Annotated in this window: 11 protein-coding genes; 5 read left to right on the top strand and 6 right to left on the bottom strand. The window is 62.0% G+C overall.

Going from position 1 to position 18083, the window contains the following annotated elements; genetic code table 11:
* The first annotated feature begins 101 nt into the window (after nucleotides 1-101).
* The 5 genes from gltB to FGQ67_RS04945 all read left to right on the top strand — a co-directional run bounded on the left by gltB (nucleotide 102) and on the right by FGQ67_RS04945 (nucleotide 10652).
* Nucleotides 102-4808 (top strand): glutamate synthase large subunit, encoded by a 4707-nt coding sequence (gene gltB / locus FGQ67_RS04925; protein WP_138340412.1) that lies wholly within the window; start codon nucleotides 102-104, stop codon nucleotides 4806-4808.
* 5 nt (nucleotides 4809-4813) lie between these two features.
* Entirely contained in the window at nucleotides 4814-6295 is a 1482-nt protein-coding gene (locus FGQ67_RS04930) for a glutamate synthase subunit beta (RefSeq protein ID WP_138340413.1), read from the top strand.
* 353 nt (nucleotides 6296-6648) lie between these two features.
* Nucleotides 6649-7356, top strand: coding sequence for a hypothetical protein (locus FGQ67_RS04935; RefSeq protein WP_138340414.1), 708 nt, complete (start codon nucleotides 6649-6651; stop codon nucleotides 7354-7356).
* Nucleotides 7357-7728: 372 nt separating this feature from the next.
* Nucleotides 7729-8790: a hypothetical protein gene (locus tag FGQ67_RS04940; RefSeq protein ID WP_138340415.1), complete on the top strand. Its 1062-nt coding sequence runs from the start codon at nucleotides 7729-7731 to the stop codon at nucleotides 8788-8790.
* Between the two features lie 491 nt (nucleotides 8791-9281).
* Nucleotides 9282-10652, top strand: a complete 1371-nt coding sequence (locus FGQ67_RS04945) for an amidohydrolase family protein (RefSeq protein ID WP_249934393.1) — start codon at nucleotides 9282-9284, stop codon at nucleotides 10650-10652.
* A gap of 107 nt (nucleotides 10653-10759) precedes the next feature.
* Here FGQ67_RS04945 and FGQ67_RS04950 read toward each other — a convergent pair whose 3' ends face one another.
* The 6 genes from FGQ67_RS04950 to FGQ67_RS04975 all read right to left on the bottom strand — a co-directional run bounded on the left by FGQ67_RS04950 (nucleotide 10760) and on the right by FGQ67_RS04975 (nucleotide 18045).
* A complete protein-coding gene (locus tag FGQ67_RS04950; RefSeq protein WP_055310332.1) occupies nucleotides 10760-11233 on the bottom strand; it encodes a hypothetical protein in 474 nt (157 codons plus the stop codon).
* A 146-nt stretch (nucleotides 11234-11379) separates the two neighbouring features.
* On the bottom strand, nucleotides 11380-11652 hold the full coding sequence (locus tag FGQ67_RS04955) for a metal-sensing transcriptional repressor (RefSeq protein WP_138340417.1): 273 nt from the start codon (nucleotides 11650-11652) through the stop codon (nucleotides 11380-11382).
* Between the two features lie 134 nt (nucleotides 11653-11786).
* Nucleotides 11787-12008 carry a heavy-metal-associated domain-containing protein gene (locus FGQ67_RS04960; RefSeq protein WP_055251893.1) on the bottom strand — a complete coding sequence of 74 codons (222 nt, stop codon included), beginning with the start codon at nucleotides 12006-12008 and terminating at the stop codon, nucleotides 11787-11789.
* Between the two features lie 147 nt (nucleotides 12009-12155).
* Entirely contained in the window at nucleotides 12156-14495 is a 2340-nt protein-coding gene (locus FGQ67_RS04965) for a heavy metal translocating P-type ATPase (RefSeq protein WP_138340418.1), read from the bottom strand.
* A 331-nt stretch (nucleotides 14496-14826) separates the two neighbouring features.
* Nucleotides 14827-16911 carry a protein kinase domain-containing protein gene (locus FGQ67_RS04970; protein WP_138340419.1) on the bottom strand — a complete coding sequence of 695 codons (2085 nt, stop codon included), beginning with the start codon at nucleotides 16909-16911 and terminating at the stop codon, nucleotides 14827-14829.
* A gap of 171 nt (nucleotides 16912-17082) precedes the next feature.
* Entirely contained in the window at nucleotides 17083-18045 is a 963-nt protein-coding gene (locus FGQ67_RS04975) for an FHA domain-containing protein (RefSeq protein ID WP_138340420.1), read from the bottom strand.
* Nucleotides 18046-18083 lie beyond the last annotated feature (38 nt).

Below are 18083 nucleotides of genomic sequence, written 5' to 3' on the forward strand. Positions count from 1 at the left end.
CGTTACGCGATTGTTTCGAAACGGGCGGGAAACACAACGGGCCGGCGGTGCTCCTAGTATGCCTATTCAACTGACTGTCTAATATCTAGGGGAGGATCGCGATGCAGGCAGATTCCGCTCAGCAGCAGGGCCTTTATCGCCCCGAATTCGACCACGATGCATGCGGCATCGGCGCGCTTGCCGATATCAACGGTGAGCGCCATCACCAGATTCTGGACGATGCACTGTCCATTCTGGTCAACTTGGAGCACCGCGGTGGCACCGGACTCGAGAAGAACACCGGCGACGGCGCTGGTATCCTGTTCCAGGTTCCGCATCACTTTTTCCGTAAAGAGGCTCAAAAGTGTGGCCAGATTCTGCCGGCAGAGGGCGACTATGGCGTGGCCATGCTGTTCTTCCCGCAGGACGAGAAGGGCGTAGAGGATGCCCGCCGCGTGTTTGAGGAGGGCTGCGCCGAGGCCGGCGTGCCGCTGCTCTTTTGGCGCGAGGTGCCGGTTGACCCGCACGACCTGGGCGAGACGGCCCGCGCCTGTATGCCCACTATCCTGCAGGCCTTCCTGGGCCGTCCGGACGACACGCCCGCCGGCGATGCCTTCGAGCGCCGCCTGTACGTGTGCCGCCGCACCATCGAGAAGAAGGCCGACGCTGAGTTTGCCCTGCGCGACAAAATCTTCTATGTATGCTCCATGAGCTCGCGCACCATCGTGTACAAGGGCATGCTGGTCGCCACGCAGATGCGCCGCTTCTTCATCGATCTCAACGACGCCGCCGTCAAGACGGCCGTGGCGCTCGTCCACTCGCGCTACTCCACCAACACCACGCCCAGCTGGGAACGCGCGCACCCCAACCGCTTTATCATCCACAACGGCGAGATCAACACCCTCAAGGGCAACGTCAACTGGATTCGCGCCCGCGAACCCAACCTGTACAGCCCCGTGCTGCAGCACGATCTTGAGCGCGTGATGCCCATCATCAACCGCGAGGGCTCCGACTCCGCGATTCTGGACAATGTGCTTGAGTTTTTGGTCATGAACGGCCGTCCGCTCACGCGTGCCGCGTCCATGCTGCTGCCCGAGCCGTGGGACCACAACGACAGCCTGAGCGAGGAGCGCCGCGCCTACGACGCCTACCAGTCCATGCTCATGGAGCCCTGGGACGGCCCGGCCGCCATCGCCTTTACCGACGGCCGTACCCTGGGTGCTGCCCTCGACCGCAACGGCCTGCGTCCCGCCCGCTACTATGTGACGCGCGACGGTCGCTTTATGCTGGCAAGCGAGGTGGGCACCATCGAGGTGAGCCCCGAGAACATCCTGACGAGCGGCTGTCTGGGGCCGGGCCAGATGCTCGAGGTCGACTTTGCCCGCGGTCGCGTCATCTACAACGACGAGCTGCGTGCCCGTTACGCCAAGGAAAAGCCCTACCGTGATTGGATTGCCGAGGAGACGCTGACCGTCGACGCGCTCGATGAGCCCGTTGCGGCAACACCCGCCGAGGACGACGAGGTGCCTACCGCCGTGCGTATGGCCAAGCTCGGCTATCACTGGGATGATGTTGACGAGGTCGTGCGCCCCATGGCCCAGCAGGGCAAGGCACCGCTCGCTTCGATGGGTATCGATGCGCCGCTAGCCTGCCTGTCCAAGAAGACGCGTTCGTTCTTCGATTACTTCTATCAGCTGTTCGCCCAGGTCACGAATCCGCCGATCGATGCCCTGCGCGAGCATATGGTAACCTCGACCACGCTCTACCTGGGCAACCACGGTAACCTGCTCGAGGACTCCCGCACGGCCTGCCAGCTGGTGCGCCTGGAGCGCCCGTTGCTCAACGAGGAGGAGTTCGACCGCATCTGCGCCATCGACCGCGTGGGCTTTAAGATCCGTCGCTTCCGTGCCGTCTACCGCCGCGACGCCGGCGAGGGCGCGCTGCAGGCTGCGCTTAAGCAGCTTGCCGAGGACGTTGAGGCTGCGGTCCGCGACGGTGTGAACATCGTGGTGCTGAGCGATCGTGCCGCTGCGGGCGAGGTGCCCGTGCCGTCGCTGCTCGCTGTGGGCTGCGTGCACACCCACCTGATCCGCGCCGGCGTGCGTACCTTTGCCGACATCGTGGTGGAGTGCGGCGACGCCGTGTCTCCGCACGACTTTGCGGCACTGGTGGGCTACTCCGCGAGTGGCATCTATCCGTACAACGCACATGCGTGCATCCGCGATCTGGCGGCGCGCGGCGACCTGGACGTGACGGCCGAGCAGGGCATCGACAACTACAATAAGGCCGCGACGGCGGGTATCGTCTCCATCATGTCCAAGATGGGCATCTCCACGGTGCAGAGCTACCATTCGGCGCAGATCTTCGAGGCCGTGGGCTTTACGCCCGAGTTCGTCAACGCGTACTTTGCCGGCACGGTGAGCCGTGTGGGCGGTATGGGTGTCGAGGACGTCGAGCGCGAGCAGAACGAACGCTACGACGCCGCGCTCGCCATCCTTAAGAGCCCGGCTCCCGATCAGCTGCCCACACTGGGTCTGACTAAGTGGCGCCCGCTCGGCGGCGAGGATCACCTCATCGATCCGCAGACTGTCTACTTGCTGCAGACCGCCTGCCGTGAGGACAGCTACGACACCTTTAAGGAGTACAGCGCCCGCCTGCACCGCACCGGCCGTGCCGTGCGCCTGCGCGACCTGCTCGACTTTGATGCCAGCGGCCGCACCCCGGTTTCGCTCGACGAGGTGGAACCTGCGCTCAATATCGTCCGCCGCTTTAACACCGGCGCCATGTCGTATGGCTCCATCAGCAAAGAGGCGCACGAGTGCATGGCCATCGCCATGAACCGCCTGCACGGCCGTTCCAATTCCGGCGAGGGCGGCGAGGATCCGCGTCGCGAGACCCCACTGGCTAACGGTGACTCCAAGAACTCCGCGATCAAGCAGGTAGCAAGTGCGCGATTTGGCGTGACGAGCCGCTACCTGTGCAGCGCCTTCGAGATTCAGATCAAGATGGCCCAGGGCGCCAAGCCCGGCGAGGGCGGTCACCTGCCCGGCAGGAAGGTCTACCCCTGGATTGCCGAGGTCCGTCAGTCCACGCCCGGCATCGGCCTGATCTCGCCTCCGCCGCACCACGACATCTACTCCATCGAGGACCTGGCAGAGCTGATCTTTGACCTTAAGAACGCCAACCCCGGCGCGCGCGTGTCGGTCAAGCTGGTCAGCGAGGCCGGCGTCGGCACCATCGCCACCGGCGTGGCCAAGGGCGCTGCCGACAAGATTTTGATCAGCGGCCACAATGGCGGCTCGGGTGCCGCTGCGCGCGACTCTATCTGGCACGCGGGTCTGCCGCTGGAGCTTGGCCTTGCCGAGGCCCAGCAGACGCTGCTGCAAAACGGTTTGCGCTCACGCGTGGTGCTCGAGGCCGATGGCAAGCTCATGGACGGCACCGACGTCGCCGTCGCCTGCCTGCTGGGTGCCGAGGAGTTTGGCTTTGCGACCATGCCGCTCATCTCGATGGGCTGCCTCATGCAGCGCGACTGCCAGCAGGATACCTGCCCCGCCGGCATCGCTACGCAAAACTGCCGCCTGCGTCGCGGCTTCCGCGGCAAGCCCGAGCACGTTGAGCACTTTATGCTCTTTGTTGCCGAGCAGCTGCGCGAGGTCATGGCGAGCCTGGGCTTCCGCACCGTCGACGAGATGGTCGGCCATCCCGAGTGCTTGCGCCAGATTGAGGTCCCGGGCAACCGCAAGGCTAACCTGCTGGATCTGTCGCCTGTGCTGGCGAGCGCGACCTGTGAGTTTGGTGCCCACATCCCGGGTGCCGACGGCCGTCACTTCCTGCCCCAGATGGCTGCGGACAGCGAGCTCGACAAGACGCTCGACTCCACGTTGTTTGTGCCCTATACGGCCGATGCCCGTGCGCACCTGCGCCCGATTCGCTTCCGCGCCGATATCGCCAACGTCAACCGCTGCGTGGGCACCATCTTGGGCAACGCGGTGACCAAGGCGCATCCCGAGGGCCTGCCCGCCGGCTCCATCACCATCGATTGCGATGGTTCGGCCGGTCAGAGCTTTGGCGCCTTCCTGCCGCGCGGCATTACGCTCAACGTGTGCGGCGACGCCAACGACTACTTTGGCAAGGGCCTTTCGGGCGGCGAGGTGTCGGTGCGCCCCAACCCGCATGCGACCTACAAGTTCGATGAGAACATCATCGTGGGCAACGTTGCGTTCTTTGGCGCCACGAGCGGCCGCGGCTTCATTAACGGCCTGGCAGGCCAGCGCTTTGGCGTACGCAACTCCGGTGCCACGGTGGTGGTCGAGGGCTGCGGCAACCATGGCTGCGAGTACATGACGGGTGGTCTGGCGCTCATCCTGGGCGAGGTCGGGCAGAACTTCGCCGCCGGCATGACGGGTGGCGTGGCCTATGTCTTTGACCAGTACGGCACGCTCGATGCCCGTGTGAACCACGAGAGCGTGGAGCTCAAGGCCCCGACGGCCGACGAGCTGGCGCAGATTCGTGCGCTCATCCAGGAGCACGTGGACGCGACACAGAGCCCGCGCGGCATTAAGCTGCTCTACAGCTTTGAGACGATGAGCAAGCACTTTGTGAAGGTCATTCCGATCGAGTACGAGCGCGTGCTGGCGATTGTCGCTGCGGCCGAGGCCGTCGGCAAGACGCATGCGCAGGCCGAGGAGTTGGCGTTTGACATCGTGACCGGTCGCGCGAGCGCCGCGGATGTCGCTCGCTTTGATGTCGCGGGCGGTGCTGCGGGCGCGGGTGTTACGCCTGTGGCCGCTACCGATTCTGTTGCTTCGACCAAGAAGGAGGCGTAAGTGCCATGGGTAAGCCCGGTGCTTTTCTTGATATCGATCGCGTGACCCATGAGCTGCGCCCCGTGGAGGAGCGCAGCCGCGATTTCGATCCGCTGTACGTGGAGCTCGACGACGACGCGCGCCGTGCCCAGGCGAGCCGCTGCATGATGTGCGGTGTGGCGTTTTGCCAGATGGGCGCGAGCTTTGGCAAGGCACGTCCGAGCGGCTGTCCGCTGCACAACCTGATTCCCGAGTGGAACGAGCTGGTATACCGCGGCCGTTGGGACGAGGCTGCCGAGCGCCTGTCACTCACCTCGCCCATGCCCGAGTTCACGAGTCGCGTGTGCCCGGCGCTGTGCGAGGCCGCATGCAATCTGGGCTCGGTCGATGGCCAGCCCACGACGATCCATGACAACGAGCGCGCGATTAGCGACCATGAGTGGGCCAACGGCGGTCCGCACCGCTTTGAGCCGGCAGGGGAGGGCGCACCCACGGTTGCCGTGGTGGGCTCCGGTCCCGCTGGTCTGGTGGCAGCATGGGAGCTTGCGCGTCGTGGCGCCCGCGTGACGGTGTTTGAGCGCGACGACCGCCCGGGCGGTCTGCTCATGTACGGCATTCCCAACATGAAGCTCGAGAAGTCCGTGGTCGAGCGTCGCGTGGCGCTCATGCGTGAGCTGGGCATTGTGTTTGAGCTGGGCACCGATGTGACGGACCCTGCAGTGGCAGCCAAGCTCGATGGCTTTGACGCCGTTGTGGTGGCTGCCGGTGCTCGTGCGCCCCGCGGTCTTTCGGCTACGAATGTGGATGCCCCGGGCGTGGTGTATGCCGTGGACTACCTGACGGCCTCGACCGTCTCGGTGCTCGATGGCGATGAGCCCGCGGTGAACGCGCGCGGCCTGGACGTTGTGGTCATTGGCGGTGGCGATACCGGCAACGACTGCGTGGGTACCGCGGTGCGCCAGGGTGCGCGCAGCGTGCGCCAGTTTGAGTTCTTGCCGGCTGCGCCCGATAAGCGTGCGGCGAGCAACCCTTGGCCGCAGTGGCCCAACGTTAAGAAGACCGACTACGGTCAGCAGGAGGCCATCGCTGCCATGGGCGGCGAGATGCGTGCCTGGGGTGTGGATACGCTCGAGGTGCTGCTGGACAAGAAAGGTGCGGCTGCGGGTCTGCGCGTGGTCGATCTGGATTGGTCGGCCGGCAAGCCCGAACGCATTGCGGGCTCCGAGCACGAGGTGCCGGCCCAGCTGGTGCTCATCGCCTGCGGTTTTACGGGCCCGGAGCACGGTGTGTTCGATGCAGTGAGCGTGCCTGTTGCCACCGCTGGTCGTCCGCTGCCGGTGATGGCTGCCGAGGGCTCGCACCTTGCGGCCCGTGTCGACGGCGTCGCCGCGGATGCCGCGCCGGTGTATGTGGCGGGTGATGCTCGCAACGGCAGCTCGCTCGTGGTGAACGCCATGGCCGATGCCCTGGCCTGCGCAGCCGAAGTCGCCGATGCGCTGGAGCTGTAAAGTAGTCATTTAAGAACGTCCCCAATGACTAGTCATTTTTTGTCTAGTCGTTGGGGACACTCTTTGCGATCGATTTGCTCGTTTGCCGACGTACGGGTGTTCATTTGTCGACTTCTTGGGCCGTGGTCACCTGTTGTTTCTGTGGCGGCTGCGGGCATATGGCTCAAAAGGGCGGGTTGGCTGTCTATGTCTACCTGCGGTTTCTTTGCGGTGCGCTCATTCGGTCAAGCTTTTCGTCAAGTGTTTGGTCAGCATCTGGTTTGCAGCCGGAGGCCTATTTTGCCCGCGCTGGTCGTGGCCGACCACCCTCCTCGTAAGCTCAAATTGAGGTCTATCAGTTTGAGGAGGATGCCATGACTGACCACGCTTTAGACCGAGCGCAGCTAGCCGAAGCCGTCGGCAACGATATTGCCGACATGGCCCATTTTTGGATGCTGCGGAAGTTCCAGTTTTTGGAGCCGGCGCGCGAACAGTTCGAGATTATTGTCGACCCGTGGCTCAGCTATTGCACCGAGCCTTCGCAAAACGAAATCATGGCCTACAACATGGCATTTACCGATTGGCTGCTCTTCGAGCGCCCCTATCGCCATGGCAAGACGCTGCTCGAGCTGTATGTTGACGAGCCGCCGGCATCGCTTTTGCCTGCCTCGCTCAAGCGGCTCGAGCAGGTACGCGACACGCAGTATTTCTCGCGCTTTGGCATTTTGGACAAGGATCCTGCGACTGGTATGGTCGCGCTGAAGGATACGCGCACCGACCATCGCTTTGATGTCTACGACCCGCATATCGTGCAAAAGGAGCATTGGAGCGACGGCGCGATTGCGGTGCGCCTCGCGTGTGTCGACGATGTCTGGCTGACGGCGGGACAGCTCTATCTGTACGACATCGCGCGCCTGAGTGACACGGCAGTCGATGGGCCGGGTGCGGTGCATCCGGAGGACCTGCAGGATGGCTTTGACACCTCGTGCATCAGTTTCTTCTTGCGTCTGGTCCGCGACATCATGGGCGCCCAGGGGCGGTACGTAAAGTCGCTCAACATCTACGAGCAGGAGCGGGAGTAGGGGACGGGCAGTTGTCGCCTGCCTTGCCTTCTGCCTTTTATGTCTCGATCTGTAACGTTTAGGGACAAAAAACCGGTCTTCCTGTTACAGATCGAGACGAATGCTTGGGCGCCGCTGGTTTGTCTAAATCTGTAACGTTTAGGGCCCTGGAGAACGTCTAACTGTTACAGATCGAGACGTTTGGCACCTGGCTGGGGGAATGTCTCAATCTGTAACATCTACAGGCCCAAATTCGACCTACCTGTTACAGATTGAGACAAAGGTTGGCGGCTGCTGAAAGATCTTGTTCTGTAACAACTAGAGGCTCAAAGACTGTCTTCCTGTTACAGATCAAGACATTTGCCAGCGGGGGCAACAGCGGCGATGGTCCATTTGTCTGACGTGGTGGTGATGAAAGTGTCTAATACCGTTTTTAAACACAAGCATGCAACACGTAACACCTTGGCGCGGAATAGGATGCTTGCCAGGCTCACGGAGGCGGCTGAACAAGGCGTGCTGCTTGTAACGCACGACAATGCCGAGCTCATGTGGCTGCGGCGCCATGTGGGCACAGACGATATTGCGGAGCCCGAGCCGTACCTGTTCTGCTTCCAACATGATTGGGATTTGTTGACGACGTCGGAGCGGGCATTGCGGACCATCAAGGGGCTTGCGGAGTTTCATCCCGATTGGGCGTTTTGGGGCTATGACGCGGCGCTTTTGTGGGGTCTGGAGGTGCCGAATGATCTGCTCGGGCCGCGTTTTCTTGTTAAGACAGGTTGTTCGGTGACGTTGAGCAGCGGGTGCAGGTTGTCGCGTCCGCAGATGGCGGGTGCGCTCGAGCGTGTTGATGGCGTGCGGGTGACGTCGTTTTGGCGCACGGTGGAGGATTGCTTGCTGCGTGCGCCGTTTTCGTACGGGTTGGCGATTGCCGATTCTGCACTGCGGGCGAAAGGCGTATCACGTTGGGATTTGTGCGAGCGCCTCCGCGCCGATTGCGAGGGCAGGCGAGGGTATCGCAGGGCACAGGTGATTGCGTCGTATGCGGACGGGCTGTCCGAAAACGGCGGCGAGTCTCGGTTCCGAGCGTTCTTTATTGCATACGGCTTTCCGGTTCCGGAGTTGCAGGTGGAGTTTCGCGATCCGCTCGATTCGAGCCAGGTGTTTCGGGTTGATTATTTCTGGAGGCTCGAGGACGGGACATGTGTCATCGGCGAGCTTGACGGGAAGGGAAAGTATACCCTGCAGGATGGTAGGGATCGGGAGTCGGTCGATCCATTCGTGGCAGAGCGTCAGCGGGAATCTCATCTGACAATGCTCGGGCACAAGGTGCTTCGGTTTACGTTTGATGAACTCAAGAACCCGGGGAAGCTGGCTGAAAAGATGAGACTGGCGGGAATTCAACAGCGGGCCGATCTGGCTGAGGAATGGAGACGCCAGTGGTATGGGCGCTGAGGGGTGCAACTGACGCGGATGTGGTTGTTCCTGCCGAGTTGGTCTCGATCTGTAACAACAGGGGGCCGTCTGGCCTCGTAACTGTTACGGATCGAGACAGAAGGTTGGCGCCTGGCGAAAGATCTCAATCTGTAACATCTAGAGGCCGAAAACCTGTCTACTTGTTACAGATTTAGACGTTTGACGACAGGGCTGGAGAATATCTCGATCTGTAACATCTAACGGCCAAAAACCGGTCTACATGTTACAGATTGAGACAAAGGTTGGACGCACGACCGAAAGATCTCGATCTGTAACACTTGGAAGGTTAAAGACGGTCTACCTGTTACAGATTGAGACGTTTTGCTGGAACGGCCGGAGCATTGCCGTGCTGTCTCCGTTTGCCCTCACATCTCTCTCGTCCCTCCGTTAACCGATATGTCCGCAGCAATCCCGCCGCACTGGGTAATAATGGACAAATGTTCAAGTTAATCGTGAGGGAGGAGCTCGATATGGCGACTGCCGATCGTCCCACGTTGTTTATCAATGCGACCGTTCTGGATGGCTCGGAGCATATGGAGCCGCAGCCCGATATGGCCGTGGCCGTCGAGCGTGGCATCATCACCTGGATGGGACCGAGCGCCGTGGCCCAAGCTCCAGCGGGGGCCGAGGTCATTGACCTGGGCGGTGCGTATCTCATGCCGGGTCTCATCAATATGCACGTGCATCTGTGCGGTTCGGGCAAACCGGTCTCGGCGGGAGATGCCGGCGCGCTGATGAAGAAGCTCGACAATCCCGTGGGCCGCACCATCGTCCGCCATATCCTCAAAGGCAGCGCCCAGCAACAGCTGGCAAGCGGCGTGACCACGGTGCGCGGTGCAGGCGACCCGCTGTTTGCCGATCTGGCCGTGCGCAACGCCATCGACGCCGGCAAGTATCAGGGTCCGCGTCTGGTAGCACCGGGAACGGGCGTCACGGTGCCGGGTGGCCACGGTGCGGGCCTCTTTGCGCAGGTGGCCAATACTCCCGACGAGGCGGCCGAACAGGTGCGTGATTTGTATGCGCGCGGTGCCGACGTCATCAAGCTGTTCGTGACGGGTGGCGTGTTCGATGCGACCGAAGTAGGCGAGCCGGGCGTGCTGCGCATGCCGGTCGAGGTTGCCGCTGCGGCGTGCAAGGCAGCGCACGAGGTCGGCCTTCCGGTCATGGCCCATGTCGAGAGCACCGAAGGCGTGAAGGCCGCGCTTCAGGCCGGCGTCGATACGATCGAGCACGGCGCTCCGTTGACGCCTGAGATCCTGGAGCTGTACCGCGGCGCCGCGGGAACACAGCTCGAGGGACGCGTGCCGAGCGTGACCTGCACGATCAGTCCGGCGCTGCCGTTTGTGTTGCTCGACCCGGAGAAGACTCATTCGACCGACACGCAAAAGAAGAACGGCGACATCGTGTGCTCGGGCATTATCGAGAGTGCTCGTGCGGCGCTGGAAGCCGGCGTTAAGGTGGGCTTGGGCACGGATTCGAGCTGCCCGTTCGTGACCCAGTACGACATGTGGCGCGAGGTGGCCTATTTTGCCAAGTACGTGGGCGTGAGCAATGCGTTTGCACTGCACACGGCCACGCAGGTCAATGCTGAGCTGCTGGAGCTGGGCGGCGAGACCGGTACGATCGAGTGCGGCAAGGCGGCCGACATTTTGGTGACGCGCGAGAGCCCTCTGGATGACCTGTGCGCTCTGCGTGAGCCAATGCACGTGATGTGCCGCGGTGACCTGGTGCGCAAGCTGAAGGTCAAACGCATCCCCGAGGTTGACACCGAGCTCGACGCGATTATGGCCATGCCGGTAGAAGCCCTGGCAGAGGAGCTTGCCCGCGATGGCGTAGCTTAGGCGCTGGCGCGACGGGGCGACAGCTTCATCGAATGATGTCGCCCCATGCAAAAAGCCGAGGTCTCAACACGAGGCCTCGGCTTTTAATTTGTCCTATGGTGTAGCGGCTAGGAGCGCGTTTCCATCTTGGCGTGGCACTTGGGGCAGGTGACGCGGATCTTGCCTTTGCCCTTGGGAACGGAGAGCATCTGGCCGCAGTTGGGGCACTTAAGATAGGCCGTGGTCTTGCGGCCCTTCCACATCTTCTTGGCTGTGCGCTTGGCACGTTCAAAGTCTTCCTTGCTAGTACCGGCTGCGCGCGAGGCGTTGGCCGCTGCAGCTCCGCCGCCCAAGCTAGCTACAAACTTGCCCAAGCCGGGTACGTTTGCAGTCGCGGCGACAAAGGCCTCGTTCTCCTTGTGACGTGCGTCGATATTTTTGGACAGGCCGCGCAGCACGCCAATCACGATTACGGCGATGGCAATCCAGCTGAGCCACTGGATGCGGGCTATCGATCCGATCATCGCGATGACGATGCCGGCAAAACCCATCACGATGGTGAGTTCATCGGCACCATTGCGACCCTTCATAAAGTCATTCATGCAAATTGCCTTTCGTTCGATATGCTGCACGCCTTTATACCCGATTTAGAGCAAGGGGGACAGGTTAATCTGCACCAATGTGGTGCAAACATACCTGTCCCCGGAATACCAAGACGGTGCAAACGTACCTGTCCCCAATGCCCCAATTACTTGGAGAGTTTGTCGACGACGCGTTCGATTTCGGCGAGTTTGGCGGCTTTGAGGTCTTCGTCGCCCGATTCGATTGCCGAAGTCACGCAGCCCTCGATATGCGCCTTGAGCACGTCGGCGTTAATGCGCGCGAGGAGCGCCTGTATGGCCATGAGCTGCGTGGAGATATCGACGCAGTAGCGGTCCTCCTCGACCATCCGCAGGATGCCGTCGATCTGACCGCGTGCCGTCTTGAGCATGCGGGTCACCGATTTATGGTCTGCCATCATGGCGGGTCCTCGTTTCTGGTCGATCTTCCGGATGCCCCCCTGTCAGTTGCGGTGAAATACGGACTGTTTAAGGGCCTAGGGCGGCTCAACAGTCCGTATTTCACCGCAACTTCTGAGGGGGCAGGTGGCGCCTGCTACGCGGCGGTTACGGACAGGGCATGGAATTTCTCGCCGGCGCCCTCGACGGCGGCGGCGAGCTGCTCGGCGGTCACGGTGTCGGCGCACTCCACCTGGACGGTCTGGGTCTCGTGATCGGCGTCGGCGTCGGTCACGCCGGCCACGTTGAGCAACGCCGTCTCGACGGTGGCATCGCAGTGGCCGCACATAAGGCCGGAAGTCTTAATTGTGAAACGCATGGGTATTCCTCTCTGTTGTGTCGGCTTTCCCAGGCACCCGACCTTGACCTTCAAGCCGTCGCTCGCGTACCAGAGTACGCGTCGCTCCTCTTTCAGGTCAATCTCGGGCACCTGGAAAACCCGTTCTAAATGGACTTAATGGTGATCCTATTTTGCCACTTTGGGCTTAAAGGATTTTAGGCGCAGAGCGTTGCTTACGACACATACGCTCGACAGGCTCATGGCCGCGGCGCCAAACATCGGCGAAAGCTGCCATCCGGTGAGCGGGAAGAACACGCCCGCCGCCAGCGGAATGCCGATGCCGTTGTAGAACAGTGCCCAGAACAGGTCCTGCTTGATGTTGCGGATCGTGGCGCGCGAAAGCTCGATGGCGCGGGCGACGTCCATGAGGTCGCTGCGCATGAGCACCACATCTGCCCCTTCTTTGGCGATGTCGGCGCCGGTGCCGATGGCAAGGCCCACGTCGGCGCGCGCCAGGGCGGGGGAGTCGTTGATGCCGTCGCCCACCATGGCGACCTTACTGCCCGCATCCTGCAGCTCGCGCACGTGGCGCTCCTTGTCGGCGGGAAGCACGTCGGCGATGACCTGCTCGCTGGTCAGTCCCACGCGTCGGGCGATGGCCTCGGCCGTCACGCGGTTGTCGCCGGTGAGCATGCGTACATCGACGCCAAGTGAGCGCAGTGCGGCGATGGCCCCGGCGCTCGTCTCCTTGACCTCGTCAGCCACGGCAATGGTGCCAGCAAGCTCGCCGTTCTTGGCAAAGAACAGCGGCGTCTTGCCCTCGGCGGCAAATTGTTCGGCAAGACCCGCGGGCACGGTAACGCCCAGCTCGTCCATCAGGCGTACGTTGCCGGCTGCAATGGCGTTTTGCCCTTCGCGCGCCGTAACGCCTCGCCCGGGCACGGCAGTAAAGTCCTCGACCATGCGCGCGACGATCCCGCGTGTCTCGCACTCGGCCATAATCGCCTCGGCCAGCGGGTGCTCGCTCGAGCGCTCCAACGCGGCGGCCAACTTGAGCAGTGCCTTTTCGCTCATGGCGGGCGAGCCGTCAGCGCGCGTGGCTACCACGATATCGGTCACGGCAGGCTTGCCGCGGGTGACCGTGCCCGTCTTATCGAGCACCACGGTGCCCACGCTGCGCAGGTTCTCCAACGCCTCGGCGCTCTTGAACAGAATGCCCATCTCGGCGCCCTTGCCGGTGCCGACCATAATGGCGACGGGCGTGGCCAGGCCCAGCGCGCACGGGCAGCTGATCACCAGTACGGCGACGGCGGAGGTGAGCGCTTCGTTGACGCTTCCGGTCAGCACCATCCACGCCACAAAAGTTACGGCAGAGATTGCAAACACCACGGGCACGAACACGCCGGCGACCTTGTCGGCCATGCGGGCGATGGGCGCCTTGGTGGCGTTGGCGTCCTCGACGAGCTGGATAATCTTGGCGAGCGACGTGTCGGCACCCACACGCGTGGCGCGGAAGGTAAACGAGCCCGTGCGGTTGACCGTGGCCGCGTTGACAGTGTCGCCGGCGGTCTTCTCCACGGGAATAGATTCGCCGGTCATCGCACTTTCGTCCACGGCCGAGCTGCCCTTGAGCACCACGCCATCGACGGGGATGGACTCGCCGGGGCGCACACGCAGCACCTGGCCGGGCAGAATAGCATCGACGTCGACGGTGGCCTCGGTACCGTCCTCGGCCACGACGGTCGCGGTCTTTGGCGCCAGGTCAATGAGCGCCTCGATGGCGCCGCCGGTTTTGGACTTGCTGCGCGTCTCGAGGTATTTGCCCACGGTGACGAGCGACAAGATCGTGCCGGCGCTTTCAAAATACAGATTGTCCATGCTCGTCATCATGGCCTCGTGGACCTGACCCGCGGCTAGTTGGTCGGCCATGATGAACATGGCGTAGAGCGACCAGGCGATGGAGGCGGTGGCGCCCACGGCAATAAGGGCGTCCATGGTGGGTGCGCCGTGCGCGAGCGATTTAAACCCGTTGATAAAGTACGCGTCGTTGATGTAGACGATGGGGATGAGCAGGGCGAGCTCGGTGAGAGCGAGCGTCATGCTGTGGGTGTGGTCGGTGAAGATGCCGGGCAGCGGCCAGCCGAGCATGTGCCCCATGCCTATGTAGAACAGTGGGATGAGGAATACAATCGAGACGATGAGACGAGTGCGCATGGCGGAGGCGGCGGCCTCCAACTTTTTGGTTGGCGACTCCATATGGGCGGCGCCGGACCTGGCTTGCGTGCTGCCGCTTTGGACAGCGTCGGTGCCCGTGCTGATGGGCGAGGCCGAGTAGCCCGCGCGGTCGACAGCGGTGCAGATGTCGTCGGGGGAGACCTGCGCAGGGTCGTAGTCCACCAGCATAGAGCCGGCGAGCAGATTGACCGCGACGCTTTGGACGCCGTCGAGTTTGCTCACGGCACGGTCCACGTGCGCCTGGCAGGCGGCGCACGTCATGCCGCCCACATCGAATTTATCTTGAGCCATGGCTTCTCCTTTCTGTGGTTCGGTATTGGAATTGTTAACCTGCCGATACTATACACCCATACCCCCTGGGGGTGTCTAGTAGTAGTTGGAATGTATGACTTTTCATTACAGATGAGGGTGGCTGCTCAATCGGCGGTCGTCTTTGCCAAACATCTCAATCTGTAACGTCTGGACCGGTTTTTGAACCATAGCTGTTACAGATTTAGACAAACATTTCGGCCGAAAACTAACGTCTCGATCTGTAACATCTAGACCGGTTTTTTGGGTTCTAACTGTTACAGATCGAGACAATTGCCGGGGAGGGGTCCCGTTGCGGCAAGACGCCCGCTCCCTAGATGCAGAATCCGGGGATCACGCAGGTTCGCTTGTTTGGCTTTTCCGCAGGCGTTGCGTACGTAAAGACGTCGCCGTCGTGTCCCACGCGGTTCATATAGAGTGTGCCTTCGCTCTCCGATGTGTCAGGACTCGCCGTTCGTTCCCACCAACAGGTGTCCTTGCCTTTCCACTGGCGAACCAACGTCTCGTTCGTGGTATACGGACTTACCTTGAGCTCGCGGAAGAGCTGATACTCCTTGCCCTCGCCGTTGTAGATGTCGGCCAGGTAGTGAAAGCCCTCGGCAAATGACTCGGGCGGTTGCGTACCGCACAGCTCGACCATGGCGGGCAGCCAAAGGGTTGCGGGCAACTCGCTCAGGCACGATGCGCTTCTGGCGGCGCCAACGTTATTCGAGATCTTTTTGACAGATTTGATGAGTGCGCGCAGCTCGTTGGGCAGCAGCTTAAGGCCGTCGTTATCGAGCCATTCCCGCAGCTCGCAATCTGCCCAGCCGGCGCTCAACGGTTGGGCCGCGGCGTCGCGCTCGGCAACGCCGGCATCGAACATAAACGTCAGTCCGGCCTTGCCCGTACCGTCCAGAAGCTCGTCGTGACGGATGCCCACGAGCTGCGCGCCAACCTGCAGCCCGTTGGTGAGCGTGACGCGCTTGGTGCATGGATAGGGGATATGCCCGTTGTCATCGAGCAGATGATAGCGCTTGGCAATCTCGCGTGCCTCGCTACGGGTCTCGGCAGCCTTAATCTTGAGCGAAATCTCCTGCAGCTGATCCCAGGTGTAGTCGTCAAGTGAACCGCGGATGCCGTCCAGGTAGTCGGGGATGCCAAAGCCATGGGTCGCCGCGCCAATGACGCCGAGCCCCGCAACGACTGCAACGACGCCGCCGATAATAAAGCGGCGGCGGGTCATGGCGTCGTGCCGGGCCTGCTCCAGGATCTCTCGCGCTCGCTCGCCGGCGACGTCGACCTTAAGGTGCGTGCCAGAATCGATATCAATTGCGGCCTCGTCTCCTGCGCCTTCGCGGCCTTCGGATTCGGCATCGGTGAGGTATGCCGAGAGCACCTCGAGCATCTGCTGCTCGGTGGGACGATCGCACTGCTCGACTGAGATGCCTTTCATGATGATCTGGACGAGTGCCTCGTCGTCATCGCATCGCGGCTCGAGCGGTGCCGGCTTGGTCTTGGTCTTTATGAGGTAGAACGAGCCGGTTGCCGCGGCGCCCGTCGACTCAACATCGAACGGTTTGCGACCGCTGTAGAGCTGGTACAGAATGCTCGAAAGCGCATAGACGTCGACCGCGGGCGAGCGGCGAAGGGCCGCGATGCCTTCGATATCCTGCGTGAGCATCTCGGGCGCGGCGTATGCAGGCGTGGCAAAACGCCAGATGTCGGCGCGCCGGGTGATCGTGTCGTCGCCGAGGGCCATGGTCGCGGAGCCCATGTCGATGAGGCAGGGGTCAAAGGAGCAATCGGCAATCTGCTGCTCGAGCGTTCGGCTGGTGGTGCGGAACATGATATTGGCAGGCGACAGGTCGCGATGGACGACCGGATTCACGAGGCCTTGGGTCATCAAGAGCGCACGAAGCACGGCGTTTCCAACGGCGGCCACCATCTGGGTGGTTAGCCCGCCCGAGGTGTCGTGCGGAAGCAAGGGCAGCGCCTGCTTGAGCGAGGTGCCCTCGACCCACTCCATGAGGATGAGCGGGTCGTCCTCGCACGATCCATAGCCATAGACGCGCGGAAATCCGCGCAGGTGCGAGACAGTGCACAGATGACGGTACTCCTCGAACAGCGCGGCGGTGTTGGCCAGGTGCGCAGCCGCTTGCTCGGCGGAGCGGTCGGGGGCTTGGCCGGAAAGGATGGCGTTGTCTTTGAGTAGCTTGACGGCAAAGACCTCGCCGCTTGTGTTGGTCGCGCGCAGCACGTGCCCGATGTTGCCGTTGTCGCGGTGGGTCGTCTGGAGAATAAGCGTCATAAACCGACGCTTGGCGTCGTCCTCTGCGCTGGGGTCGACCGCCACGGCGGTGTCGAACGTGTCAAGACGGATGAGTTTGTCGCCATAGGCGTTGTTGGTAGTATCCATGGCGTTCCTTTGTCTGGCATGGGTTGTCGCACGTGTACGTGAACAGTGCGGTTATCGGTAAAGTACCATAATAGCCGCACTGCTCACGTATGCCGCTGAGCATTGTCGTTTACGACGTAGAAGGTGGCAGACGAAAGACGGGCGATGACCGTCTTTCGATCGCCGTCCGCGCTAGTCCACAATGACAAGGAATGTCGTGTAGAGACCCAGATGGAGCCTGTCGCTGTTAGCGATTTCCACGGGGGGATAGACTTTGCCTGGCTCGCGTTGGTCGCGCGGCGGCTCAATCACAATATCGCCGTCGCCCGCGCCCGATTCGAGCACTGTGCCGTTGGTCGATCCAAGGCCCTGGGCGTACCAGTGCTTACCCTCGAGCCAAATGCGAAGATGCTCGCGCGAGGCGTCGGCGCCCACATCGGTGATGCTGGGCGAGGTTTTGGGCAAAGAACCAATCACGGTGCCGCGCGGATTGCGTGTGAGGGGATGGATTTGCATGTCGGCGCAGTTGTCGGCATGGGTTCTGAGCAGACCGAGGTTGGGGGCGACGGTGCGCGGCTGCTCCAGGCTGCTCATAAAGCCACGTCCGACGGTAGTTTCGGTGGTGCCAAAGTGCCCGCCCGTCTTGCTGTCGCAAAAGCGCTCGACGTTGGCCACGCCCTGAACGGGATCGGCGAGCGCCCCCGTTGCCACAAAGAGCATAAGGTAAAGCGTGCTTTTCTCGCGCACGGCATTGCCGTCAAAGTTGTCGATGCGATTGAGGGCATTTGCATATAGGCGGCTGTCCAGTTTGTAGCTGGCGAGAGCCGACATCATTTCGTTGGCGGCCGGACCGCGATAGTGCTCGGCGATTGCCCGATAGGCGGACTCGCCGCCGCCGAGCTTGCTGCAGATTGCCGCGGAAAGGTTGAGCGTGGTGACGATAAAGTCGCTGTAGATGGCGGGCGCGCACTGGTCAGGCTTGCGATGGACGATGTAACGGGTGAGATACGAGCGGTTGGAAGAGCATTTCTCGAGCAGGGTACTGCCGAGATAAGAGTTTCCATTGATGAGCATTCGGGCGATCTCGAGATGTTTAAGACCGCCGAACGAGCGAATATCGTTATAGAGGACCGAGCAAGGCGTCTCTGCTGCCACGGATACCTCCCTTGATTGCTTCCTAGCCAATATGGCGA

Origin of the sequence: Collinsella aerofaciens (assembly GCF_005845035.1) — a bacterium.
In the GTDB taxonomy this organism is placed as follows: Bacteria; Actinomycetota; Coriobacteriia; order Coriobacteriales; family Coriobacteriaceae; genus Collinsella; species Collinsella aerofaciens_I.

Coding starts and splice junctions, on each gene's coding strand:
- FGQ67_RS04970 (WP_138340419.1), bottom strand. CDS start 16,911: ATGGATACTACCAACAACGCCTATGGCGACAAACTCATCCGTCTTGAC.
- gltB (WP_138340412.1), top strand. CDS start 102: ATGCAGGCAGATTCCGCTCAGCAGCAGGGCCTTTATCGCCCCGAATTC.
- FGQ67_RS04935 (WP_138340414.1), top strand. CDS start 6,649: ATGACTGACCACGCTTTAGACCGAGCGCAGCTAGCCGAAGCCGTCGGC.
- FGQ67_RS04955 (WP_138340417.1), bottom strand. CDS start 11,652: ATGATGGCAGACCATAAATCGGTGACCCGCATGCTCAAGACGGCACGC.
- FGQ67_RS04945 (WP_249934393.1), top strand. CDS start 9,282: ATGGCGACTGCCGATCGTCCCACGTTGTTTATCAATGCGACCGTTCTG.
- FGQ67_RS04930 (WP_138340413.1), top strand. CDS start 4,814: ATGGGTAAGCCCGGTGCTTTTCTTGATATCGATCGCGTGACCCATGAG.
- FGQ67_RS04960 (WP_055251893.1), bottom strand. CDS start 12,008: ATGCGTTTCACAATTAAGACTTCCGGCCTTATGTGCGGCCACTGCGAT.
- FGQ67_RS04950 (WP_055310332.1), bottom strand. CDS start 11,233: ATGAATGACTTTATGAAGGGTCGCAATGGTGCCGATGAACTCACCATC.
- FGQ67_RS04965 (WP_138340418.1), bottom strand. CDS start 14,495: ATGGCTCAAGATAAATTCGATGTGGGCGGCATGACGTGCGCCGCCTGC.